The sequence below is a fragment of the Amycolatopsis palatopharyngis genome (assembly GCF_003385185.1).
GTDB lineage: Bacteria > Actinomycetota > Actinomycetes > Mycobacteriales > Pseudonocardiaceae > Amycolatopsis > Amycolatopsis palatopharyngis.
In genome coordinates this window covers 1-22,484 of sequence record NZ_PQHZ01000075.1, presented here as the reverse complement: position 1 = coordinate 22,484, position 22,484 = coordinate 1, and the positions used below count along the sequence as shown (strand labels likewise).

The 22,484-nt window shown below is 67.5% G+C and carries 23 protein-coding genes, 1 tRNA gene and 1 pseudogene; 8 read left to right on the top strand and 17 right to left on the bottom strand.

Annotation, left to right across the window (positions count from 1 at the left end; all coding sequences use genetic code 11):
• Positions 1–52: 52 nt before the first annotated feature.
• The 3 genes from D0C15_RS31580 to D0C15_RS31570 are packed head-to-tail and all read right to left on the bottom strand — an operon-like array spanning position 53 to position 1,973.
• Positions 53–559, bottom strand: a complete 507-nt coding sequence (locus D0C15_RS31580; RefSeq protein ID WP_245976455.1) for a hypothetical protein — start codon at positions 557–559, stop codon at positions 53–55.
• Positions 556–1,029 (bottom strand): TadE/TadG family type IV pilus assembly protein, encoded by a 474-nt coding sequence (locus D0C15_RS31575; RefSeq protein ID WP_116051736.1) that lies wholly within the window; start codon positions 1,027–1,029, stop codon positions 556–558. The genes D0C15_RS31580 and D0C15_RS31575 overlap by 4 nt, the downstream gene beginning before the upstream one ends.
• A complete protein-coding gene (locus tag D0C15_RS31570) occupies positions 1,026–1,973 on the bottom strand; it encodes a hypothetical protein (RefSeq protein ID WP_162830329.1) in 948 nt (315 codons plus the stop codon). The genes D0C15_RS31575 and D0C15_RS31570 overlap by 4 nt, the downstream gene beginning before the upstream one ends.
• Before the next feature lie 157 nt (positions 1,974–2,130).
• Between D0C15_RS31570 and D0C15_RS31565 the strand changes: the two genes are divergently transcribed.
• A complete protein-coding gene (locus D0C15_RS31565) occupies positions 2,131–2,925 on the top strand; it encodes a class I SAM-dependent methyltransferase (RefSeq protein ID WP_342768622.1) in 795 nt (264 codons plus the stop codon).
• Positions 2,926–2,969: 44 nt separating this feature from the next.
• Here D0C15_RS31565 and D0C15_RS31560 read toward each other — a convergent pair whose 3' ends face one another.
• From D0C15_RS31560 to D0C15_RS31520, 9 genes are all read right to left on the bottom strand, one after another.
• Positions 2,970–3,467, bottom strand: coding sequence for a TadE/TadG family type IV pilus assembly protein (locus tag D0C15_RS31560; RefSeq protein WP_116051734.1), 498 nt, complete (start codon positions 3,465–3,467; stop codon positions 2,970–2,972).
• A gap of 3 nt (positions 3,468–3,470) precedes the next feature.
• Positions 3,471–3,683, bottom strand: a complete 213-nt coding sequence (locus D0C15_RS31555; protein ID WP_116051733.1) for a hypothetical protein — start codon at positions 3,681–3,683, stop codon at positions 3,471–3,473.
• 63 nt (positions 3,684–3,746) lie between these two features.
• A complete protein-coding gene (locus D0C15_RS31550) occupies positions 3,747–4,640 on the bottom strand; it encodes a type II secretion system F family protein (RefSeq protein WP_116051732.1) in 894 nt (297 codons plus the stop codon).
• On the bottom strand, positions 4,637–5,569 hold the full coding sequence (locus tag D0C15_RS31545) for a type II secretion system F family protein (protein WP_116051738.1): 933 nt from the start codon (positions 5,567–5,569) through the stop codon (positions 4,637–4,639). The genes D0C15_RS31550 and D0C15_RS31545 overlap by 4 nt, the downstream gene beginning before the upstream one ends.
• Complete coding sequence (locus tag D0C15_RS31540; RefSeq protein WP_116051731.1) at positions 5,566–6,948, bottom strand: TadA family conjugal transfer-associated ATPase; 1,383 nt, start codon at positions 6,946–6,948, stop codon at positions 5,566–5,568. Before D0C15_RS31540 ends, D0C15_RS31545 begins: the two co-directional genes overlap by 4 nt.
• Positions 6,945–7,898, bottom strand: coding sequence for a CpaE/TadZ family protein (locus D0C15_RS31535; protein ID WP_245976453.1), 954 nt, complete (start codon positions 7,896–7,898; stop codon positions 6,945–6,947). Before D0C15_RS31535 ends, D0C15_RS31540 begins: the two co-directional genes overlap by 4 nt.
• Positions 7,898–8,617, bottom strand: coding sequence for an SAF domain-containing protein (locus tag D0C15_RS31530; protein WP_228714290.1), 720 nt, complete (start codon positions 8,615–8,617; stop codon positions 7,898–7,900). Before D0C15_RS31530 ends, D0C15_RS31535 begins: the two co-directional genes overlap by 1 nt.
• A gap of 121 nt (positions 8,618–8,738) precedes the next feature.
• Positions 8,739–9,284, bottom strand: coding sequence for a hypothetical protein (locus tag D0C15_RS35325; protein WP_116051729.1), 546 nt, complete (start codon positions 9,282–9,284; stop codon positions 8,739–8,741).
• 461 nt (positions 9,285–9,745) lie between these two features.
• Positions 9,746–10,324, bottom strand: coding sequence for a hypothetical protein (locus D0C15_RS31520; RefSeq protein ID WP_228714288.1), 579 nt, complete (start codon positions 10,322–10,324; stop codon positions 9,746–9,748).
• A 219-nt stretch (positions 10,325–10,543) separates the two neighbouring features.
• Between D0C15_RS31520 and D0C15_RS31510 the strand changes: the two genes are divergently transcribed.
• The 7 genes and pseudogenes from D0C15_RS31510 to D0C15_RS31480 all read left to right on the top strand — a co-directional run bounded on the left by D0C15_RS31510 (position 10,544) and on the right by D0C15_RS31480 (position 17,632).
• Positions 10,544–11,191 (top strand): prepilin peptidase, encoded by a 648-nt coding sequence (locus tag D0C15_RS31510; RefSeq protein ID WP_116051726.1) that lies wholly within the window; start codon positions 10,544–10,546, stop codon positions 11,189–11,191.
• Between the two features lie 1,060 nt (positions 11,192–12,251).
• Positions 12,252–12,324, top strand: a tRNA-Lys gene (locus D0C15_RS31500).
• A 204-nt stretch (positions 12,325–12,528) separates the two neighbouring features.
• Positions 12,529–13,015 (top strand): annotated as a pseudogene (locus D0C15_RS35840) (transposase family protein); the annotation flags it as partial.
• A gap of 165 nt (positions 13,016–13,180) precedes the next feature.
• A complete protein-coding gene (locus D0C15_RS31495) occupies positions 13,181–13,432 on the top strand; it encodes a hypothetical protein (RefSeq protein ID WP_137097484.1) in 252 nt (83 codons plus the stop codon).
• Positions 13,433–13,771: 339 nt separating this feature from the next.
• Entirely contained in the window at positions 13,772–14,188 is a 417-nt protein-coding gene (locus tag D0C15_RS34380) for a DddA-like double-stranded DNA deaminase toxin (RefSeq protein ID WP_158303276.1), read from the top strand.
• Complete coding sequence (locus D0C15_RS31485; RefSeq protein WP_116051722.1) at positions 14,185–14,661, top strand: Imm1 family immunity protein; 477 nt, start codon at positions 14,185–14,187, stop codon at positions 14,659–14,661. The genes D0C15_RS34380 and D0C15_RS31485 overlap by 4 nt, the downstream gene beginning before the upstream one ends.
• A gap of 709 nt (positions 14,662–15,370) precedes the next feature.
• Positions 15,371–17,632, top strand: a complete 2,262-nt coding sequence (locus D0C15_RS31480) for a tetratricopeptide repeat protein (protein WP_116051721.1) — start codon at positions 15,371–15,373, stop codon at positions 17,630–17,632.
• Positions 17,633–17,659: 27 nt separating this feature from the next.
• On the opposite strand, the gene D0C15_RS31475 is transcribed toward D0C15_RS31480, so the two are convergent.
• The 5 genes from D0C15_RS31475 to D0C15_RS34375 all read right to left on the bottom strand — a co-directional run bounded on the left by D0C15_RS31475 (position 17,660) and on the right by D0C15_RS34375 (position 22,353).
• The gene (locus D0C15_RS31475; RefSeq protein WP_116051720.1) at positions 17,660–18,271 is read right to left on the bottom strand and encodes a hypothetical protein; all 612 of its coding nucleotides are present in this window, start codon (positions 18,269–18,271) and stop codon (positions 17,660–17,662) included.
• Positions 18,268–19,554, bottom strand: a complete 1,287-nt coding sequence (locus tag D0C15_RS31470) for a hypothetical protein (protein WP_116051719.1) — start codon at positions 19,552–19,554, stop codon at positions 18,268–18,270. Before D0C15_RS31470 ends, D0C15_RS31475 begins: the two co-directional genes overlap by 4 nt.
• Positions 19,551–20,390: an ATP-binding cassette domain-containing protein gene (locus tag D0C15_RS31465; protein WP_228714344.1), complete on the bottom strand. Its 840-nt coding sequence runs from the start codon at positions 20,388–20,390 to the stop codon at positions 19,551–19,553. Before D0C15_RS31465 ends, D0C15_RS31470 begins: the two co-directional genes overlap by 4 nt.
• 1,085 nt (positions 20,391–21,475) lie before the next feature.
• Complete coding sequence (locus D0C15_RS31460) at positions 21,476–22,000, bottom strand: Imm1 family immunity protein (RefSeq protein WP_116051718.1); 525 nt, start codon at positions 21,998–22,000, stop codon at positions 21,476–21,478.
• Positions 22,001–22,104: 104 nt separating this feature from the next.
• Positions 22,105–22,353 (bottom strand): hypothetical protein, encoded by a 249-nt coding sequence (locus D0C15_RS34375; protein ID WP_137097486.1) that lies wholly within the window; start codon positions 22,351–22,353, stop codon positions 22,105–22,107.
• Between the last annotated feature and the right edge of the window lie 131 nt (positions 22,354–22,484).

Genomic DNA, 22,484 nt, shown 5'->3' with positions numbered 1-22,484 from the left:
CGACCAACGCTTCCGCCATCGGTTCGTGAACCCAAGCATCCCAGTACCCTCATTACCGGCCCCCACCACTTGAGTTCCCATCACTGTCCACTTCAGAATTCGCGAACCCCAGGGAAACGTCGGTGACCCCGTGCTGGGGGTGGGCGGCGCCGCTGCCGTGGGTGTGGATGGCCTCGACGCCGACCAGCGACAGCAGCTGTGTTCGGTAAATGGCGGTAACGTCGACGGTCACGGTGTTGCCGGCGATCGCGACGGTGCCGGTGGCGCCGATGCTCGCCAGATACCGCTGCGCCAGCTCACGCGCGCGTGCCGGGTCGAGCCGGACCGTGCCGGTGGCGCGATAGGCGGCGAGGTCGAGAGCTTGGGCGCCGGCGCGGGCGGCGGACTCGGCCTGACCGCTGGAACGGACCTTGCTCGCGAGCGCGAGCCCGCCATCCAGGCTCAGCCCGGCCAGGGCGAGCAGCCCTGCCAGCAGGGCGAGCACGAAGGCTGTCACCCGGCCGTCGTCGGCGCGCCACCAGACACCCCACCCGCCGACGTTCGGGGCGCGGGGGGTCATGGTGTCGCTCCGGTGCCGGGCTGGGATCGGTGGGTATCGACGACCTCGCTGGCGGTCGATTCGAGGGTCGTCTCGCCGGGCACGCCGAGCAGCAGGGCCTGGCCGAAGTCGACGGTGCAGCGCACCCGCACGGTCACCACGTCACCGGGCTCCGGTGTGCCGGTCAGGGTGGTGGCGACGTCGCGGCACACCAGCCCGGCCTGGGCGAGGGCGGCCCCGGCGGTGTCGCGGGCGGCGGTGGCCGCGGCCGGGGTGCTGCGGTGCAGGGTGGCGGCGCGCGCGGCCTGGTGGGCGGCGTCGTCGAGCCGCAGCCGGGCGTCGACGCCACGATGGACCACCACGGCCACGAACACCAGCAGCATGACCAGCAGCGGCGTGATGAGCACGGCCTCGGCGGTCACCGAGCCGCCCTCGCCCGCCCACCACCGCCGCAGCCACCCCCGGGCCGCCGTCCGACCGTGGCGGCTCACGACAGGCCCTCGTCTGACCGCGCTCCCCGCGACGGCATATCGCGGCGAGACAGGATGCGTCGGCCTCGCGGCCACGAGGACGGTGGCTGTTCCCAGGGGAACGCTCCGGCGCCGGTGACGTCGCGGGCCGCGGTGATATGCGCGAACACCGCGCGCGGTAACGCTTCCGCGGCCTCGGCCACCCGACGTGCGTGGGCGTGGCCGGGCAGGACGGCGAGGGTGCGATCGGTTAGGGCGGCCAGTTCGCGCTGTCGCAGTTTGGCCTCCCAGGCCCGGGTGAGCACGAGGCAGGCGTGCACGTGCCGCACCACCTCACCGAGGCTGTCGTCGATCACGTCGACCGCCTGGCGTGCCGCGGCGGCCAGCTCGCCGGCCTCGGTGTCGGGCTCGGCGGCGAGGTCGTCGGCGAGACTGCGCGCGGGGCGAGTGCGGTCCAGGCAGCACAGCGTCTCCCACACCACCCGGTGCACTTCCCCCAGCAGCGCGGGGTCGATCCAGGCGCGGGCCGGGCTGCGGTGCAATTCGTCCACCCCGGCGATCAAGGTCCGCGCCGCGGTGGCGACCTCGGCGAGGTCGGGGCTGCGGAGGAAGAACTCGCCCCGCACACGATCGAGACGACACGGACTTCCCGAACCATGGCGGTGGTCGGTGAGCACGCGGGTGGCGTTGCGCCAGCCGGCGACCGTGCTCGCGCCGACCGCGAGGGTTCCGGCGCCCAACGCGAACACCGCACTGAAACCGCTGTCTGAGGAGGCGGCGAGGACCGCAAGGACGGCGCCGGTCAGTCCGGTGAGGACGATCCGCGGACGCAACCCGGCACGGAGACGCTCACCACGCCACCGCCGCTCGCAGATATCCGGGTTCAACAGCAGCAAATCCGGCCCGTCCGGGAACAGCGCGGCCCGCACGGGCGTCGTCGGTCGAGTCGCTGTGTGGTGTGTCATCAGGGTGTCCTTTCGGCCAGCACCGGGATCGCCGTCGCGGCAGGGGGACTTAGAGGCGATGTCTGTCTGCGACCTGTTCGGGCTCAGCGTCGAAGTCGCGAGCCGGTACACCGCCGTGCTTGTTCCGCCTGGGCTGATCAACGCGCCCCAGTAGCCTGTGTTCGTGACAGAACTTGGGCGGGAAAAACTGCGAACGGTCTTCGGCGAGGCCGCTGAACGCTACGACCGTTGCCGACCGGGGTACCCCGCCGAGCTGTTCGACGACCTCGGCACCATCGGTCCTCGGTCCCGAGTGCTGGAGATCGGCTGCGGCACTGGCCAAGCAACGCTTTCCTTGGCTCGGCTCGGATGCGCGATTGTCGCGGTCGAGTTGAGCACCGACATGGCCGCCATCGCACGGCAGCATCTCGTCGGCTTTCCCACAGCGCAGGTAGTGGTGTCGGCATTCGAGGACTGGACGCTGCCCGCCGCCGGGTTCGACATCGTGCTGTCCGCGACGGCCTTCCACTGGCTCGACCTCGCGGTACGGACGAGCAAGGCCGCTGACGCCCTGTGCCCTGGCGGCACCCTGGCGGTGATATCCACCCACCACATCGCCGGTGGCACCGAATCCTTCTTTGCGGAGGTTCAGGAATGTTACGAACGCTTCGACCCCACCACACCGCCGGGCTTGCGTCTTTCGGCGTCCGGCGATGTGCCAACCGATTCGACCGAGATCGATGAATCCCGACGTTTCGGTCCCGTCCAGTTCCGCCGCTACGAGTGGGAGCAGACCTACAGCACCCACGAGTACATCGATCTGCTTTTGACCTACTCGGGACACCGAGCGATGCCACCAGCCCAACAAACAGGGCTGCTCAACTGCATCTCGAACCTGATCGACACCGGCTACGGCGGACGGATAACCAAGCGATACATGACCCAATTGGCCACCGCGCACCGCACAAGCTGAAACGATCCCTGTCTGCCGCGCCGAACTTGAGCGCCCCGATACCGTCATCCTGCGCCTCCAGCCCTCGAGTTCCCGGCAACGGACAATTCAGAATCCGTGAATTCGTGAACATCGGGCATGAAGCGTTCGACCTCGCCGACGGCTTCGGCGTGCACGTGCAGATGCACACCGGGCAGGACTGCGGCGGCCTCGCCGCGGATGCTCACCGACACCGTGGTCGCGCCGCGGGACACGGTGACGTCGGGATGGCGCAACGGCCCGGCGGCCAGCTCGGCGAGCAGGCGCTGGCCCGCGGCGTGCCCGGCGCTGGTGGTGCCGTCCTGGGTCCGGGTCGCGGCCAGGGCTTGGGAGGCGGCGGCCTGGGCGACGTGAGTGGCGTGGGACCACACGGCGAACTGGATGATCGCCAGCAACGCCAGCAGCACCAATGGGGTGGCGATGACCAGCTCGAGGGTGGCCTCGCCCCGGTCTCCCCGCAACGCGCATCGCAGGCGCCCGGCCAGCCCACGGGCGCGAGTTCTTCCGATCGACCGGGCGGGCATGGGTCAGCCGCCGAGGCCGAGGCCGAGGCCGAGGTCGATGGAGTTCGCCTTCTGCGTCAGCTTCGCCACGATGATCGCGATGATCGCGATCGCGGCGATGGCCATCAGCGCGGTGACGATGACGGTGGTGGTGATCTCCCCGCGCTCCGGGTCTGCGCGCAGCAGGGTGATGCGCGCCCACGTCAGGTCCCGCAGGGTGCGGATGTGGTGCAACATGATGGTGCCTTCTTTCCCTTGTCGTGCAACGCCTTTCCTGCTGGGCGGGTATCGGATGAGTGGCTAGAGTCCGTTGAGGACTTGAATGACGGCCGGGTAGGCGATGAAGCCGAGGAACCCGACGAACAGCAGCGTCACGGGCAGTGCCATGCGTTCGGTGGCCGCCTGGGCGTCGGCTTCGGCGGCGGTGATCTGGTGGGTGCGCAGGGCGTGGGCTTTCGCGGCCAGCGAGGCGCGGACACGGGCGCCTTCGGTGCCGGCCAGGGAGATCGACTCGGCGAGTTCGGACAGTTCGGTGATGTCGAGTTCCTCCCCAAGGCGGCGCAGGGTGTTCCACGGGGTGGTGCGGGTCAGCTGCGCGGTGTCCAGCGTGCGGCGGATCATGTCGAATGCCGGGCCCGCGCCGACGGCCGCGGCATCGCCGAGAGCGGCCTCGACGCCGGCCCCGCCGGCGAGGGTGATCCACACCAGATCCAGGAACGCCGAGAGCGCGTCGCGGAATTCTCGCCGCGCCCGGGCCGCCTTGGCGCGGACGTCGAGATCGGGGGTCAGGAAGCCGAGTGCGGCGAGCGCGAGCCCAGCCAGCAGCGGCACCTCCACACCCAAGGAAAACCCGCCGAGGGCCAGTAGTGCATGCAGGAACCACGGGGCGAGCAGCCCGGCCACGGCCAGCAACGCTTGAGACGCGAGGTGGGTGTCGACGCCGCGGCCGATGACCCGCAGATCGGCGTGGATCGTCGCGCCGGGCAGCCCGAGCTTGCGCAGGCCCGGTACGAATATCCCGCCCCAGGTGGTGACCCAGGCGGCGTCGGCCGCGAGGACGATCGGTGTGGCCGGTGGCCGTGTGTCGACCTGGGCGAGGCGGTCGCTCAGTGCCGGGTGAGGTGGCAGGGCCCAGGTCAGCAGCAGCCACAGGCCGAGACCCGCACCCGTGCCGAAAGCGAGTGCGGGAATCACGAGTACTCACCTCCGATGGTCGTTGCCGCGCTCCCAGCGGGTGCTGTGGGCGGGTCGGTGGTGTCGAGGGTGAGGACCCGGGGTTGGGCTCCGCTGGTGGCGATCCGGGCGAGCCAGGCGAACCCGCCGGCGAACAATGCGCCGATGAGCAGCAGGACGACCTGGCCAGTGGGTGTGTTGTAGACGTCGAGGTAGGCGCGGTTGAACACCACGACCCCGGCGGCGAAGGCCAGGGTGGTGGCGACGATGACCCGCACCGAGGTCCGGGTCCGTGCCCGCCCGGTTTCCACACGCAGGCGCATGGCGGCCTGCTCGCGGGCGGTCGTGGCCAGCGAGCCGAGCAGGTCGCCGAGCTGGCGGGCCTGGTGCTCGGCGGCCAGGACCAGTGCGGCGAGGACGAGGTCCGCGGTGGAGTCGTCCAGCTCGCGTGCCAGGGCCCGCAGCGTCGGCGCCAGGCGCTGCCCGCTTTCCAGCCTCGCGGCGAGGGCGGCGATCTCGCCGCGGATGGCCGCGGGCGCGAGCTTGGCGGTGGCGAGGATGGCTTGCTCGAGCCCCGCCGCGGCGGAGAGGACGTCGCGCAGCATCTCTGTCCAGGAGGCGATCGCCTCGATGCGCGCGACCCGCTGTGTGTGGGCGCGATCGGGGCCGACCAGGCGGGGCAGGAACCACACCGTCGCGGTGGCCAGCATGGCGCCGACGATCCACCCGGTCACGGCTCCGGTCAGCACACCCGCACCGACGGCCACAGTCAGGCGCAGCAGCGCACGCCGCTCGCCAGCATGGCCGCGTGCCGCGCGAATCAGCCCGGCCCGCCGCGAGGGCGACGACGCCGCCGCGGGCCGGCGCCAGGCGGCCACGATCAGGAGCACGCCGAGGGCGGCACCCACGCCGAGCACGGCGGCGAGAATGGTGCTGGTGTCGATGCTCATGGCGTCCACCACCCCTCCGGGCGGCTCAACAGGTTCGGGTCGAACCCGGCCGCGACCAGGTCGTCGAGGGTGTCCGCGCGCAACGCCCCGGCCACCGGCACGGCTCGACGGTCCGGGCCACGGCGGTAGATTTCGTTGGAGATCACCGAGCCCGCCTCGGCGTCGGTGACCTCGCGGATCGAGGCGATCACCCGTGTGGTCCGGTCGGTGGCGCGGTCGAGGTGCACCACGAAATGCACCGCGCTCGCGACCAGCAGGGCGGTGGCCTCCAGGGGCAGCCGTTCCGGGCCTTGCGCGGCATAGGAGGCGAGGCGGGTGAAGGCGATTTTCGAGCTGGAGGCGTGCAGGGTGGCCATGGAGCCGTCGTTGCCCTGCGACATCGCGTTGCACATCGGGATGACTTCGGCGCCGCGGATTTCCCCGACGATCACGCGGTCCGGGGACATCCGCAGGCCCCAGCGGACCAGCTCGGCCTGATCGATCTTGCCCGCGCCCTCGACGTTGGGTTCGCGGGCCTGCAGGGCGGTGACGTCGGCGTGGAGCCCGGGATCGAGTCCGAGGCCGAGTTCGAAGGCGTCCTCGACGGTGACGATGCGTTCGAGTGGGTCCATCTCCGAGGCTAATGCCCGCAGCAGGGTGGTTTTTCCGGCGCCGGTGCCGCCGGTGATCAGCACGTTCTTGCGTGCCCGCACCAGTGCGCGCAGGAACCGCTCCAGCCCGACGTCGAGGGTGCCGCGGCGGCGCAGCTGGGCGAGGGTGGCGGTGAGGTAGCCGTGCCGGCGGATCGTGCACGCCGTCACGCCCCCCGCGGTCAGCCCCAGCACGGCGAACAGCCGTTCGCCGCCGGGCAGTTGCAGGTTCAGCGCGGGCGAGCCGCGGTCGAACCGGCGCTCTTCGGAAGAGGCGCGCGCCGCGAGGGTGCGGATCAGGTCGGTGAGTTCCTCATTGCACTCCGCTACCGGGGCGACCTGGGCGCGGCGGCCGTCGTTGTACTGGACGAATACCCGGTCGAAGCGGTTGACCGCGATCGTCTCCACCAACGGATCGGCCAGCAGCGGTTGCAGACCACCGAGGCCGAACAGCTCGTCCAGCACCTGCTCGACGAGCCGCTGCTCGCACACCGAGTCCACCAACACACGCCCTGCCAGCAGCTCCGCCTCACTGTGCGCGGCGATCGCGGTGTCGAGGACCTCCCGGCCGATCTCCCGGCGCCGGGCCAGGCTCACACCCGCACCGTGGGTGCCGGTGGCGGCCTCGACCCGGCCGGGCAAATCCGTGGTCAGCGCCCGGCGCAGCCGGGTGCGCAACCGCTGCTCCGCCTCCCCCACATCCCCGGCCAGAGTGGGATGAGGTGCTGCGGTGTGGTCGGTCTGGGTCACGGGAGTGGCTCCTTCCCGAAGGTGCTGGGCTGGTGGCCGTTGCGAGACAGGCCGTTGCCCAGCGGCGGCACGGGCATCGGAGGCCGCAGAGGCGGTATGGACGGCCGGTGTCCGATTGGGGTGCTCACCGTGGTGCCCGGCTGGTGACGCACCTGCTGGGCAGGCACGCCCGGCACCATCCCCACCGCATGCGCCTGCGGCGGGGCGGCGACGGAGGGCGGTGCCGCAGGGGTGGCCAGGGCGCGGGCGAGCGCGGCCGTCTGGCGGGCGAGCCCGCCACTGCCACGGCGGCGAGCCGGTGCTCTCCGGTGCCCGCTGATGAGGGCGGCCGCGGCCGGGTCGTGGGGGAGGCGGCCGATCGCCGACACGCCCAGCTCCCGCTCGACGTCCACGGTCGGGTATCCCTCCCCGGTAAGCAGGAGCCCCGGGCGCGGCGTCCAGCCGGCCAGCTCGCCCAAACGGGCTGCGGTGTGGGCGAGGTCGTCGCCCTGGGTTCCGGTCACCAGGACGAGCGCGTCCGCGCGGCGCGCGATCGCCTCGGCCGGTGACCCGGGATCCACGCGCCCGCAATCCGCCAGCACCACCACCCCCGCCTCGCCGGCGACCGCGTGCAGCAACGACGGCCCGTTCGGGGTGGCGGTCAGGGTGGACAGCGCGGCGCGGGCGTGCCCGCCGCCGGGCGGGGCCGCCAGCACCCGGGCGCGGCCGGGCAGGGCCTGGGTGTGCTCCCACACCACCCCGGGCCCGTGGGTGCGGCGTGCGGCGGCGGCGAGGCTGACCAGGCCCGGGGTGGCCGAGAGCCCGAACCGCATCGCGAGATCACCCCCGGACGGGTCGACCTCGGCGATCAGACGACGGGTGCTCTCGGCTTGCGGCCACTGCGCGGCCAGCGCGACCGCCAGCGTGGTCACCCCTGGCGACCCTTTCACCGAACACACGGCGATGAGCATCAGCGCCCACCCCCCGCGGGTTGCATCACCAGCGCGAGCTGCCCGGCCGGGACCTGCGCCAGCTGCGACGCCCCGGCCGTGTCGAGATCCAGCGACACCACCGTGGTCTGATCCGTGCCCGCGGCTGCGACACCGACGACCGTCGCGGTCCAGGACGTCCCGGGACCGTCCCCCTGCGCACTACCGGTCGACGCTCCCGTCGCACTGGCGGCGGTGACGACGACGGTCACCGGGGTGCCGGTGGCGATTTCGGGGGGAAACTGGCCCGGCTTCACCCCGACCGCGACCACCGCCCGACCCGCCGCCGGGAGCACCGCAGCGCCCACCGCGTCCGGGGTCAGCAACGCCCCCGCCCCCAGACTCATCGCCATCGGGCGGCCCACCACACTGCCCGCCTGTTCCGCCGGAATCAACGCCACACCCGGCGCCGCGGACACCGCGACGGTGCGCACGTCCGCCTGGGTCAGCACATGCCCGACCGTGACCGGCCTCGCCAACGCCAGCATCGGAACCCGATCCTGAGTGCTGCTGGTCCACCACACCGCACCCCCGACACACACCACCACCAGCAACATCCCCGCCACCAAATGCGGCAACCGGCGCCGACGCCCCCGACGCGGAGCCGACGCCGGCGCCGAGCCCGAAGAATCCAGCCAGGACACCGGGCGGGTGTCACCGGCCGCAGTGCGGCCAGGGGCGGAAGTGTCGGTGCTGGTCACGATCAGACCTCCAGGCATAGATCACCCGCACCACGCATTCACCCAGCGATCTCCACTGCCGTTAATGCGTGGTCAGGAAAGGAACAAAAAAGGGGCATTCAGTTGGAAAGGGGTGTCGCGCCTATCCGGTGCCCAGGGCCTGGGCTTCGGCGACCCGGAACGACGCCGAGGCGCTGGTGGTCAAGTCCGGAAACGTCCCCGAGGCCCCGCCGCCGGACCAGGTGATCCGCCACGACACCGTCGCCGTGGCCTCGAACCGCTCCCCCGCGACAGCCGCAGAGGACCGTTGATAGGTGTGACCGCAATCCGGCGACGCCGACCGCGGATCACCACCGCCCGGGAACGGGATTCCTGGGCCGGTGCAGGTCACGGTGCTGCCATCGCCCATCGCCCAGGACACCGACGTCGGTGTCGCCGTCGCGGTCACCGACACCGCCGACACCGCCGCCGTCGCGGACTGCAGCTGCCACATCGCGCGGTCCAGCCACAGCCACGTCGGCAACCGCACCAACTGCGTCCCAGCCGGGCTCGAAGCGATCACCGGGCTCGGCAACCGCAGCTGCGCCCGAGCCTGCTCCGCCAACTGCTCCGGCGACGGCACCGGTTCCGCTCCCGGCGCCTCATCATCGGCAATCCACACCGGCGCCCGATACAAAGCATCACGCATGCCCTCACCGGAACAGCGGTAGACATACCACCCGCCCCCCTCGCCTGGAGCCTGCGCCAGCACTACCCCCTGAGGGCGCGAGTGGGTCAGCGACACAAACTGCATCCCACCCGAACCCGAGGACCGTGGCCGGTAGCTGGCCGTCTGCACCCCATTGGCCGGCGGCTGATAATTGCTACGCACATAGGAACAATCCGCCAAATTGGGATCAACACCGACAATGCTGTCGCCCTGTGATGACGGACCACTCTTGTGCTTGTCACCGTCCGGTTGTGCATGGTGTTGCGCCCCTGGGTTCCTCGGAGCGTGTGGGGAGTCAGCACCTGAGCTCCCAGCGCTGAGGTCGCAGGAGGGATTTCCTCCCGCACCACACTCGACGTTTCCCCACCCGTCCGCGAAGGCCGGACAGGCCGAAACTGCCACGATCCCCAGAGCCGCGAGAGTTGTCACCGCTGATTTGGTTACGTGCCGCATGATCCGACCTCGTGCACGGCGAACGTCGTGACTTTCCAGGAGCCATCGACAGCCTTCTTCACCAGGGCTTCGATGTGCCGGCGGCCTCCTGGCTCGTCATCGGCGAGTTCGCCACTGTCGGCGTGATACTTGAGCCAGTCCGTCGAGTCACCGCAATCGGTGATGGTCACCGACGTGGGCTTGTCCTGCGGATCCACCGACGCTACTTCGGGATGGTTGACCGGGCGCCCCTTGGTGACCAGGCCGTTGTAGTGATCGGCATAGAGGCTGCGTGAGATGGTCTGCAACGCCTCGCCCGTCGCGTTCTGAGCCAGCGTCGAGGACTGCCAATCTGAGGTTGTGGCGGCTGTCGCCATGTCACTCCACATACCAAGGTAGGCGGCGATGGCTTTCTGCTTGGCGTTATCTGCTGGGGAGGTGGCCGTGGTGGTCGTCGAAGATTGTGGGGCCGGGTCTGAGGTGGCAGGGGCTGCACCGCTGTCCGGGCTGCAGGCGCTCACGCTCAAGCCGAGTCCGGTCGCGGTGGTGAGTGCGGCCAGGGTGAGGCGGATGCTGCGGTGGGTCATCACGGTCCCCCAGTTCGTCGACGATCGCAGGTGAGTGCGGGCAGGCCAGGCGGTGATACGTCCCGATGGCGGGCTCGCCTCTAGACCGACTGTCGTGGCAACGCTGTTCCGAGCGGCCGCTCTGCCGGGAAGTTCACTCGTTGGGTTGAGTGCGGGCGGGACCGGGGAGCGGGCGGGCAGGATGGCGTTGCGGGTGATCATCCGACGGGTGGAGGGATCGTGCAGGTCACAGCGAGCGGCGCGTGGACCGTTGGCGCTGCCTCGGCCGGGCTGGTCCTTGGCACGGTCGCGAGCGGACTCACGCGCCGGTTTCTGCGACGGGACCGTGTGCTGGCCGGCTCGTGGTGGCTCGGTGCCGCGCTCACCGCCGCTGTCCTGGGTTTGCTGGCGTGGCGAGTCGGAGCCCGTGGCGAACTCGTCGTCTACGGGTTCGTGGCGGTGCTGGCGGTTCCCCTGGCGGTGATCGACTGGTGCGAGCACCGGCTGCCCCGGGCGCTGGTGTACCCGCAGTTGGCCGGCGCCTGTGTTGGCTTCACAGTGCTGAGCATCGTCCGGAGCGAAGCTGCCCCTGGCGTGCGTGCTCTGGGGGCGCTGGTGGCGGTGGGAGCGCTGTTCCTGGTCTTGGCGGTGGTCAGCGACGGAGGCGTGGGCGCCGGGGATTTGAGCGTGGCAGCCGTGATCGGAGTGGTGACTGGATGGTCCGGGTGGCCGGAGGTCGCCGGTGCATTGTTGGTGGCCTCGGTGCTGGCACTGATACTGCTCGCCGTTCCGAGTGCCCGCCGTCGCGACGAACGCGGTGGCCTGGTGGTGCCGTTCGGCCCGTGTCTGTTCGTTGGGGCGTTCATCATGCTGACACTCGGCGGATAGCGCACATTCCAGGTGGAGACTCTGGTAGCCGATGCATGCCGTCATCGCGCGTACTCCTCCGACTGCGAGGATCTGCGGTGCCGTCCGGCGGTCGGTGGCGCGACTGCATCCAAGCCAGGGGACGATTCGAGGTTGGCCGTTCCCGAAGACTGTCCGGCGCGGGGCTCCGGGACCTCCGTGGAAGTCCACTGAACGTTCACCTCGTCGTCGAGCATAGGTTCGTTCTCGCCACCGCTATCGGTAGTTGACACCGCGACGCTGACGAGATCCGAGACGGGCTGCCAGACGGTGCAGGCGTCGCACCACACGAACCGAGGTATGGACTCAGGATTGTCGACGAGTTCGCCGACTTCGGCGTCATCGGTTTCGTCCAGTGGTCGTGTGTGAGAGCAACGGAGGAGGAAGTGGGCCATTATGCGCTCCTGCCGGACCATCGGGGTTGATGCAATGTGGCGGTGCGGCGGACGCGTAGGCCGAGTTCCTGGCAACCGCCGCACCGCACAAGCCGGAAGCAACTGGTGCTCCGGCAGACAAGGTCCCCGTTTTGCGTCCTAGAGTTGTCAATCTCTCGGACTGGAGCATCGCCTCGAGCTTCCGCTGTTTCCAGCAAGTCGATGTCAGCGACGCCTGGGATGGTGTTCCCTGCTACCGGGGCGACCAGGAACACCGCTCCCCAACTAACTCGGAGTCCCTGGTATCGATCGGCTCGCATGACCCCACCGTGACGCATCGTCCGCCGCGTAGGCAGCCTTCGCGGGAGGACAGATCTGTCCAGGTCTTGTGCTCACCAGTCAAGACACAAGCGATTGCGCGGCGGTGGGGCGCTGTACGTACTGGTCAGCTCGCGCATGCGAACCAGCGCAGATCTTTATCCATAGGTCGACATCATCGGCCAGTTCCTTCGCGCCCCGTCGTTTGTTCGACGTCGGCGATCGTCGGTGTCGGAGAGCGATTCGCCCCGGTGCCTCGCGCTGACAGCGCAGCGTCAACCTCGTCACTCACGACCACTGGTACCGCCCCGGCGTGCTCGCAATCAGCGGACCATCGTTAGACTGGCGGAGGGCCGCTAGCTCAGTTGGTAGAGCAAAGGACTTTTAATCCTTGGGTCCAGGGTTCGAGCCCCTGGCGGCCCACCGATTTCGTCATTGTGCGAACCACGCCGTTTGGGGCCGTTTCCGCTGGTAGGGTGGCTTGCGGCCCGATCAGGCCGCAAGCCCAGGGCAAGATGCCGCAGAAGCTCACCCAGCACTTCCAACGTGATGCTGAGCTTGAGGCCGAGGTCGGGGCGTGGCCAGGGTTGGAGTTGCTGTTCGCCGCGTTCCCGGTGGCTGATCGTGGTGCGATCAACACTCAGCGCCTCGGGCCAGACGGCACTGTGTGTGTTGGTCGATGATCACGTGGTGCCTTTCCGTGCCGGTCGTAGGCTCCGACCTGAGCTGACTGACAGTGAGCTGACCACGACAGCCGTCGCGCAGATGCTGCAGCACTACGACAGTGAGCACCAGCGATCCGGCACATCCGCGCCGACACCGAGTGGCGCGCGGCATTCCCTGGGATGTTGACCCAGTCCGGCTACCATAAGAGGTTGAACGCCGCGCAGCCGTTGCTGCGCAAAGAAATGCTCACAGTGCTGCGTGCTGCCCGTCATAGTTCGACGACATGTGGATCACCGACGCCCCCCGCTGCCCTGGGGATGTCGCAGGGAAACGGCGAAAGCGCTCGGACCTGGCCGGACACGCCAGCTACGGCTACTGCGCGTCGAACTCGCTGTGCTACTGGGGCGTGAAGCTCTACCTTGCCTGCACCGGCGACTGGGTGTCTGTCAGGCCGCTGAGCAGGCAGAGGTCGCCGCTGCGCAGATCCTGACGTAAAGCTCGTCCCGGTCGCCGAGATCGTGGTTACATGCGATTCGCCGACCTCGGGGTCTTCATGCTGGTCGGGTGACTCGCTGAACGAATTGTGTCGGGGGTCGAGTGCATGCTGTGTGCCATGTCTGTTGCTGACCTTCGTACGCAGTTGACGAACCTGGCCGCGCAACTTCCCGTTTCCCATTTGTCCGCCGCTTACCGGAACGCCGAAGACTCTCGGGCGACTTTGGTCATAGCATGGCGCGGCAGCGACCACCCATCAGCCCAGGCAGCGCAGGCGGCGGCGTCCGCCGCAGTGGGACGCATCGCCGAGTTGGTCGCGGTCTTGGAACAGGTGACCGAGGACATCGCCTACTACAACGAAACCTTGTGAGCGATGTCGGCGCTCAGCGAGACAATCGGTAAGCTCCGTACCGCTCTCGACACGCTTCCAGAGGGAACAGTTCAAAACGCGCACGGGCGGCTTCTCGATGACCTTCTTCCGCAGCTTGCCGCATTGGCCGCCGGCACCAATAACGGCAGCCGTCTTGCCATAGCACACACCCGCTTGGCCTCTCTGCCAGACGACGTGGACCAGGTTCGAACTCTTCTGCGGACCGTGCGCCGACACACTGAAGAGTGGATCAGCCAGCACGGTGACACCGCTCCTGCCTCCGTAGCACCCTCTCGCCCAGCGGCCCCCGCATCCGCTCCGACGTTCGCGGATCGCGTGGTGGGCTACCGTGCCAAGCTGGACAATCCCTGGCCCTATGGGAGGCCACTGCAGGGATGGCGGCTGGGTGACACCGGCGAGCAAGGTGATCAGGAGCTGGCCAGTGGGACCACCCTGACTTCCGGGCAAATCGACCCCGCCTACACGGCCGCGGTCCAGCGTGCGCGTGAACTCGGGTTGGCTCGCGGCGGCTTCGTGCCCGACATTGCTCGACATATCGAGATCAAGCAGGCCTCCACGATGAGTGCGGGCGAGACACGCTCCATCGTGATCGGCAAGGACCCGTGCGGAATCGACCCGGTCACCAACGTCAGTTGCCACCGGTTCCTCCGGTACTTCCTCCCACCGGATGCCACACTCATCGTCTACGGTCCACAGGGGGAGCCGTACCGGTATGAAGGGAAGCGCACCTCGTGACGATCCAAGCCCAATACTGGGTTCACGCCCCCGACCAGCCGCCCGCTGAACACGTCGCCACACTCGCCACACCCGAGCAGGTGCGAGAGTTCGTCACGCTGTTGTCGCGTAGCCAGATCAGTGACGCCATCCTCACCCACACCAGGCGCCCTCGGATCGAGACCTTGATCCCCGACGAAGACGACCCAGAGGCGTTCCTCACCGTGCCGGACCACTCCCTGATCGTCGGCATCCATGGCGAGCACGGAGCGTTGTCCTACCAGGGCAATGACGGCCACGGCATCGATCCGGTACACCTCTACAGCCACGGCAACGGTCCCGAAATGGCCGCGCTGTACGAAACCGATGAATTTCCTCCGCACTGCGAGGTTGAAATCGACACGATCACTGAGGCGCTGGTGGCGTTCCTGCAGACCGCGAAACGCCCGGTCACACTGGCCTGGCAATCCGCGTACGACTCCGCTCCGCAGTAATCAATCGCGGCGGGCTTCCTCCACCAGCGATATGGCGACATAGGACGGCCACGGGCTATCTGAATCGTCCAAGCGGGCGGGGGGATGCTTGGCCAACTGCTGAATGAGGCCGACCGACCCTCCCGGGGAGGGTGGACACTAAGTCTGCGCAACTTCAACGGTCGACTCACGCGCGACTTGTCAGTTCAGTCCCCTGTGGGTGGTCAGTAGGCCCGCACGGCAGGCGCTACCTCGCTTAGGAAAACTCCCTACCAGCAGCTTCGTAGTTTTTGGTCGCACGGAGAGTACTTCTACTTACCGCCGTTCACTCGTATGGGTCTAGTTCGTCTGGGTTGCTTGCGGTGCCCACGAAGCACGAGATACCAACCTCGTATTGCCGTTTCGCCAGTTCAGGGGAGGACGTCCCGATCTCTGTCGGGTGGCGACCACGGCGACAAGGGGAGGAGTCACGATGACGAAGCGCTGTCTGCCGATACGAGCGGTAGGCCATTCGAGTTGCCCTCGGTTCAGCCGTCTCCATCGAAGTCGTCCTCGCCTGCGAGTCATCGCTCGATCGCTGCCCAGTGGTACGCGACATCCGTGGGCGCGCTGACTCTTCGCCGTCTGCTTGTCGAACTCGGGTCCCCGCCTAATCAATTCGTCTCGCCGCACCGTGCCTGGTGCCGTTATTGCACGTGATTACACGTGATCACTTCATTTTGGGGAGAGTATGGCCGGGATAACACGTTTTGGGATGGAAGTGCAGCGTTGGCGGCGTCAGCGAGGCATATCGCTCGCAGTGTTGTCCGAGATGACGAGCTTCAGTGAAAGCTATCTATCGAAGGTGCTGCATGGGCATCGGTCGCTGCCGCTGTCCTTGGCCACCGAAATCGACACTGTGCTCGGGGCGAAGGGTGCACTGTTACGGCTGGCGGAGCGGGAGGAAGGCCTGACGCGGTGGGACGCGATGCGCCCGTCGCAGCTCCCGCCAGCGCTCGCCGATTTCGTCGGGCGAACGGAGTACCTGCGCACGCTCGATACGTCGCTGCGTATCGCTACGCCGCCGGGATCGGCGATTACGACGGTGATTGAGGGAGCGCCGGGCATTGGTAAGACCGCGCTCGCTTTGCACTGGGCCGCGTCCCTCGTCGAGCGGTTCCCCGCGGGGTGTCTCTATGCCGATCTGCAGGGGTTCGATGTCGAACAGCCTCGTCAGCCGGACGCGGTATTGGACGAGTTCTTGGGGGCACTGGGGGTTGCGCGGGCCGCTGAGGACAGCCTGTCGCAACGGACAGCGCGCCTGCGGTCGGTGTTGGCGTCGAGGCCGATGCTGGTCGTGCTGGACAACGCCGCCTCCTATGAACAAGTCCGTCCCTTGCTGCCCGGAGCCGGCAGCATTGTGATCATCACCAGTCGGGTTCATCTGTCGGGCTTAGCGTTGCACGCCAGCGCGACCCATGTGCGGCTGAGTCCCCTGCGGCTCCACGAGGGGGTACAGCTTCTCGGAGAGCTTGCCGGTCGCGCCCGTGTCGCCGCGGAAACAGCCAATGCGGAGCTTATCGTGCGCCACTGCGGGGGTCTGCCTCTGGCTGTGCGCATCGCGGGAGAGCACCTGGCGACACAACCGCACCTCACCCTCCGGGAGATGGCACACCAGCTCGGGCCACAGAGCAGCCGACTGGACTTTCTTGCTTCCGCTGACGAGACGACGAACGTCCGTGGTGTGATCGATCTGTCCTACCGGGCGTTGAAACCGGCGGAAGCGACGATGTTCCGGCTCCTCGGGCTCCATGCGCAGACGCCGATCAGCGTGGGTGCGGCGGCGGCACTGGCGGGAACCGACATCGCTTGTGGAACTCAGTCGTTGTCGGCCTTAGCCAACAGTCATCTGGTGGAGTCATCGCCGGGGCAGCGTGTGAAGATGCACCACCTCGTCCAGCTGTATGCCACAGAACGGGTACAGGCGGAAGAGACTCCAGCACAACGCGACGGCGCTGTCGACCGTCTCCTGCGGTGGTACTGCGCCTCGGCCGCCAACGCCACCAACGTGCTCGCGCCGGACTGGGCGGGACGCGCGATCGCTGTGGACACGGCCGGAATCAGCCCTCAGCAGTTCGCGTTCGACGATCACGCCGGGGCAATGGCCTGGTGTGAAACCGAGCTGGACGCCATCGCGAGCGTGACGCACCTGGCCGCGACTCGGGGCATCAGCTCCGCGTGGATGCTGCCCAGCACGCTGCAGCCCTTCTTCTATCTCACCAAGAAATGGAGTGCATGGATCGACAGTGCCAGCCAGGCGCTGCACTGCGCGAAGGCAGCAGCTGATGACGTGGGAGTTGCACGCTGTCAACAAAACCTCGCCGCTGTCCTCAGTGAACTGGGCAAGACCGACGACGCGCTGACGCTCTTGCAGGACGCGACTCGCCTTCATCACAATCGGGGTGATGACGAGGGGCAGGGGTGGACCGCCGTCACCCTCGGGTTGACCTACACCCGCATCGATCGTCCTGACGATGCCATCGCGGCGTTCACCGAGGCGGCGAGGTTGTTCGAGCGCGGTGGGCTCGAGCTCAGCGTCGCGGTCGTTCACGCGATGCTCGGAACCGTGTACGGGCGGGTTGACCGTCTCGACGACGGCATCGACTGTCTACACGAGGCGATTCGCATAGCGAAGCGGCACGACTCTCCCCTCGCGGAGAGCCTGGCTCGTCATCATCTGGGTGCCCTGTACCTGCACAGCGAGCAACCGCAACGTGCACTACCTCAGCTCGACCGGGCCCTGGCCATTCGACGCATCCAGGGTGAACGCTGGGGTTACGCGGACACACTCGTGGTGCGTGCCGAGGCGTTGACAGCCATGGGCGAGCACGAGTTGAGCATGGAGTGCCTCCGGGAAGCCGTTGCTGTTTTCGATGATCTGAAGGACCCGCGGGGCCTGGAGCTGCACGCCACACTGGCCACCAACCCCAGCTTCCTCGACACGGAACCGTGAACGACGGCCGAGGCGCTGGTGGTGTGGCTACGCGTTGCGGATGAGCCCCTGGGCCCAGCGGCTGGTGCCGTGGCTGTAGGCGTGGACGCCCACGGCAGCGAGCACGCTGATCGTGGCGAGTGACCAGTTGACGTTCACCCCGGGATAGCTGGCGAGGACACCGGGATCGTGTCCGCTCGCCGTGAGCACCACATTCGACAGATAAGCCGTGGTCACCGCGGCGGCGGCCAGCGCGGGTGAGAGCAGCGCAGACAGGGTGAACGTGGTCCCGCTCAGGATGATCACGTTGGGCAGGAGCCACACCCAAGCCACACCCTCGGGAAGGCGCATAACACTCGCGAGCAGGGGGAGCATCACCAGCAGGGTGCCGATGACGGGTACAGCAGCGGCGGCCAGCCTGGTCCGCAGGCCCCCGAAACGCTCCCAATGCCAGAAGCGCGGGCGAGCCAGGGCTGCCAGCACAACCGCGGCGACGAGGCAGATCAGCTCGACCGTCGGCACCTTGTGCGGCGGCGTCAGCGGATCGAGGTCCACGTTGATCGCGCTCACCCCGAACGCCCAGGCAAGAGCACTCATCGCAGCGGCGATGGCCGCCATGTACCCGATACGGTGTGCACGCAGCAGGTGCGTGACGATCACGGGAGCTGGTCCGTCGTCAGCTGACAGCCATGGATCATCTCTCGGTGATGCCGCATCCAGTCACGCAGCTGCATCACGGAGATCTCGTCGAATCGGCCGCTGGGCTCAGCGGGGGACAGCCCGAATCCCGCGTCGCGCACCAGCCGGTCGCCGAGTTCGGCGGCGAGGGAGAACTGCTCGGACACTTCGCCCGAATCCCCGATATCGCAGTTGTCGAGGCCGCTGAGGGAGTACGCGACCGCCGAGGCGGCGTAGTAGCCGAGGTCATTGGTCGGAAAAATCGGTATCCATCCCGTCGTCGCCTCCGGCCGCCGCGGATCCTCGACTGGGGTAGCCAGAGCGGTGTCCCGGAGCCTGCGCAAATCCCACGTCCCCTCGCCAGTGACCTGACGAACGCGTGTGACCGCGTTCGCGATCTCGGGAAGCTGCGAGCGGTGTCCCGCGTGGACACACACCTCGATCCCCGACACGTCGCGACAGAGACGGGGGTGAGCCGGTTCGGCGGTCACCAACCTCGGAGCGCTGACGAGGGGAACCGCCACGGCGAGTGCCGTGAGGGCCGCCGCTGCGGCGGTCGTCGGTGACGGCACCTTCCACCGGTGCTGCCGCGCCAACGCCCGCGCGGCGACCACAGCGGCGACCACGGAGATCAGGGTGAAGAGCCCGAGGCGGTACCACGTCAGCGGAACCGACTCGGTTTCCCCGAGCGCAGCCGGAACGTGCGTCACGGGAGTGACGGCCGACAGAGCGGCCTCGATGTGCGGAGACTGCATGAGGACGAAGGTGACAACCAAGGTGATCGGGGCCAGCCACGCGGTGCCGGCGAGAACACCGATCAAATACCCGACAGTGATCGCCGCGACCAGCCCGACCACACCGGTGAGCATGATCAACACGTGGGGGCCACCGTAGTCCGCACTGGCAACGGTCACGGCCACGAGGGGTAACAGCCCCAGCAGGTAGCTGATCGTGAACGCGATGGTCAGCGTGCGCAGATGCCGAAGCACGATCGGCATTCCCGCACGGGGAGCCCAGGGCTGGCTGGCGATTCTGTCCGGCGCGGCATGCCGCCCCGCGTAGTACGTGGCGGCTGCGGCGGCGATGGGAGCGGCGAGGAGCAGCTGCTCGTGGAACTGCTGGGAAGTCTGGATCCACTCCTGCCACGGCCACGCAAGACGAGGCCACGTTTGGGCCAACACGACCGCGATAATCACCAGGCTGGGTTGCAGGACCGCGAGACGACCCAACGGCCAGCCGCTCACCGACCGCAGCAGCGCCCTCATGCCTCCCCCAGCTTCGCGATCAGCGCGTCGTAGGCACGCTCAAACCGGGACCCCGGCGCAGCCTCAGGCACCGCGGCCCCATCAATGAGGCCACTGAGTTCGGCCACCGTGCCGTCGAACACCACAGCGCCGCCGGCCAGAACACCCACGCGGTCACACAGGTGCTCGATGTCTTCCAACAAGTGACTGGCAAGCAGCACAGTGCGCCGCTCGCCGACCGCCGCGACGCGCTCCCGCAGCCGGAGACGCTGCCCGGGGTCCAACCCCACGGTCGGTTCGTCCAAGACCACCACGGCGGGATCATGGGCCAACGCCGCCGCCAGGCCCAGACGCTGTCGCTGACCCCCGGACAACGCACGAACAGGATCCTCGCGCCGATCGATCAGTCCGACTTCCTCCAACGCCCGCACAGCCGCCTGCGGACAGTCCCGTTCCGCCACCCCATGGACCCAGGCGGCATAGGTCACGGTGTCGCCGACCCGCATCTCCGGGGCAAGTGAGAATCGCTGGGGCACAAAACCGAGCAACCGCCGCGCCTGCCGCCGCCCCGCCCCAGTCGACAGATCATGGTCCCCGACATACACCCGGCCAGAATCGGCTCTCAATAACGTCACCACCAGCGACAGCAACGTCGTCTTCCCAGCCCCGTTCGGGCCCAGCAACCCCGTCACACCTCCACCGAAGCCCCACGTGACATCACGCAGAGCGCGGCGACCTCGGTAAGAAAAAGACACCTCATCAAAACGAACCCGCACGAAACCCCCTCGTTCGCCGAAACTCAGTACACCCACACTCATGCCGCAGGGCATGGCGACCACCACAGCGGCGATCGCCACACCCCACGTCATACACCGTGATCAGTGGCAGAGCGATTTGTGACTACCCTCGGACACTCCACCGGTGGAACTTCTCGTTTCGATGTAATACGGACCCGGGATGCTGGTACACCCCGCACTGACCGTCAGGTGCACGTTGCGGATTCCGTGACGACTCGCCGACGACAGCCGACGGTCCGGCCACCACGCAATCTCCTCATACACACCCACGTTGACATCTGCGTGTGTGGAGCACCCGGCCCTGCCACCACTGCCCGAGAGCACCCGCCCGGTCTGCTTAATCGACCCCGCGTAGAGCCTGCACGCCTGGGTCTCGATCTCACCTGCCGACGTGTCGCCTCCCGCCCACGCGGGCGAGGACACCACTACCCCCGCACTCAATGTCGCTCCCACGAGAACCAGGGGTGCGACCAACCTTCGAACATTCACAGAAACCCTCCCCTATTCGATGTCCGACTCCGGAATTCGCTGAAAGACACGACCACGGCAGATTGCTCCCAGTGATTCGTCGCCTCCCCCGGAACCGTGAGATCACGCTTGCACAGTCTCAAATGAACAGTCAAGACCCAAAACACACTTTCCGAAAAGCGCAGAAACCCGGCAGTCATCCCGGCACAGGTTCGCTACACCTCAAACCCGCAGTTCGATGCAAGATTTGACAGGCGGGAACCATGGGACACTTGTGGATCGTGGCTGCGCACAAAAACGCAGTCCGGCACACAAGAGCACACAATCCGCACAGAGCAGTGATGCTCCGTCGTACTTCCCGGGCGCGTTCAGAATGCATAGTAGGCACGTGTTCGCCGAGATGTTCTCAATGCGCAATCGAATTGCATGAGTCCCGACAACGCTTGATTCAGGGTTCGTGCACGATCGGCGATGCGCGAGCGGCACAGGACGGCGGACCCTGACGAAATCAACACGGTGAGTCCCGGGAGCAGTTTCCCACCATCGCCCTGCTTCAGTCAGCTCCAGGTGCGCCCACACCTCGGAGCCGGGGTGACGGGCACCCAGTACACCCCCAACTGACGGTGCCCGTCACACCCACTTCAGGAGCGGCCCGCTTCTGCACTAGCGAAACGCACTCACGTGTTCTGGTGCTCGACGACCGCGCCATCAGTCCACAGCCACCAACCCGACGACCGGCCTATACCGGTACTCCTATAGGGAGTAGCGAGCGAGACGAAGTCGTTAACTTGCAACATCGCTCCACGACACTCGGTCGCTCCCCCGTCGCCAGGAACTCGTGCAGCCCTCGGCGCACGGTAGCCAGGGGAACTTCCACGCTCGCTGGCACTTCGCTGTGATTGCCCATGTAGATGTAGGAAACGACCGCGTTGGGGTCGCCATCCCCGATGGTCCAGCCACCCTTCAGTACGGGAGGTATACCCGATGAAGCCCTTCTCCTTGCCGAGGCCGACCTCTAGGGCAGGCGAGCGCTTCACCCCGGTGAGGACAACCTGGATCATGGGTGGCGCGTCGTGCTCGGCTGTCTCACCGAGGATGCGGTCGACCAGCTCGTCGAGTTCGGCAGCAGTGCTCACACGAATGACGACGTTGCCCTCGTCATCCTTCGGCGTCTGGTCGTACCAGATGGCGAGCGCTACCACTGCTAGCCTCCTTCAAATGCCACCCTCTCAAGCAAGATCGCTCGAGAAGTATGGAAGCAGGGTTCTGCGCGAGGGGCCAGCAGAAGCCAGCGCGAGCAACAACCTCAGCTAAACAACCTATCCACCTCCTCCACTGCGTGATAGAGGTTAATACTGAGAACCATCGCCTGGCGGGCAAGTTCTGCCAGCTCTTGAAGTTGGACACCTGTCTGCCCAACTTGCGGATGATGACTGGCATGCGGGGTGACACGTGCGAACGTTTGCACGGCCGCTTCGGCATCTCTACAGAACGCCGAAGCCGCGAGAGCGGCAGCTTCAACGAACTGTTGTGTTGCGGCGATATCAGACTTCATTACGTGAAAGACATCCCAGGAGCTGAAATGTCAAGCCGCAACGTTCTCGGCGTGATGCGACCAGGCGGTCGTCTCGTCGTAGAGGGTGCCGGTTTTGAGGCAGCCGTGCAGGATGCCCACCAGCCGGTTCG

Excerpts from the sequence above, each read along its gene's own strand:
- D0C15_RS31495 (WP_137097484.1), top strand. The coding sequence starts at position 13,181 with ATGTCTGTTGCTGACCTTCGTACGCAGTTGACGAACCTGGCCGCGCAA.
- D0C15_RS31545 (WP_116051738.1), bottom strand. The coding sequence starts at position 5,569 with ATGAGCATCGACACCAGCACCATTCTCGCCGCCGTGCTCGGCGTGGGT.
- D0C15_RS31470 (WP_116051719.1), bottom strand. The coding sequence starts at position 19,554 with ATGAGGGCGCTGCTGCGGTCGGTGAGCGGCTGGCCGTTGGGTCGTCTC.
- D0C15_RS34375 (WP_137097486.1), bottom strand. The coding sequence starts at position 22,353 with ATGAAGTCTGATATCGCCGCAACACAACAGTTCGTTGAAGCTGCCGCT.
- D0C15_RS35325 (WP_116051729.1), bottom strand. The coding sequence starts at position 9,284 with ATGCGTGATGCTTTGTATCGGGCGCCGGTGTGGATTGCCGATGATGAG.
- D0C15_RS31535 (WP_245976453.1), bottom strand. The coding sequence starts at position 7,898 with ATGCTCATCGCCGTGTGTTCGGTGAAAGGGTCGCCAGGGGTGACCACG.
- D0C15_RS31560 (WP_116051734.1), bottom strand. The coding sequence starts at position 3,467 with ATGCCCGCCCGGTCGATCGGAAGAACTCGCGCCCGTGGGCTGGCCGGG.
- D0C15_RS31520 (WP_228714288.1), bottom strand. The coding sequence starts at position 10,324 with ATGACCCACCGCAGCATCCGCCTCACCCTGGCCGCACTCACCACCGCG.
- D0C15_RS31580 (WP_245976455.1), bottom strand. The coding sequence starts at position 559 with ATGACCCCCCGCGCCCCGAACGTCGGCGGGTGGGGTGTCTGGTGGCGC.
- D0C15_RS31570 (WP_162830329.1), bottom strand. The coding sequence starts at position 1,973 with ATGACACACCACACAGCGACTCGACCGACGACGCCCGTGCGGGCCGCG.
- D0C15_RS31555 (WP_116051733.1), bottom strand. The coding sequence starts at position 3,683 with ATGTTGCACCACATCCGCACCCTGCGGGACCTGACGTGGGCGCGCATC.
- D0C15_RS31480 (WP_116051721.1), top strand. The coding sequence starts at position 15,371 with ATGGCCGGGATAACACGTTTTGGGATGGAAGTGCAGCGTTGGCGGCGT.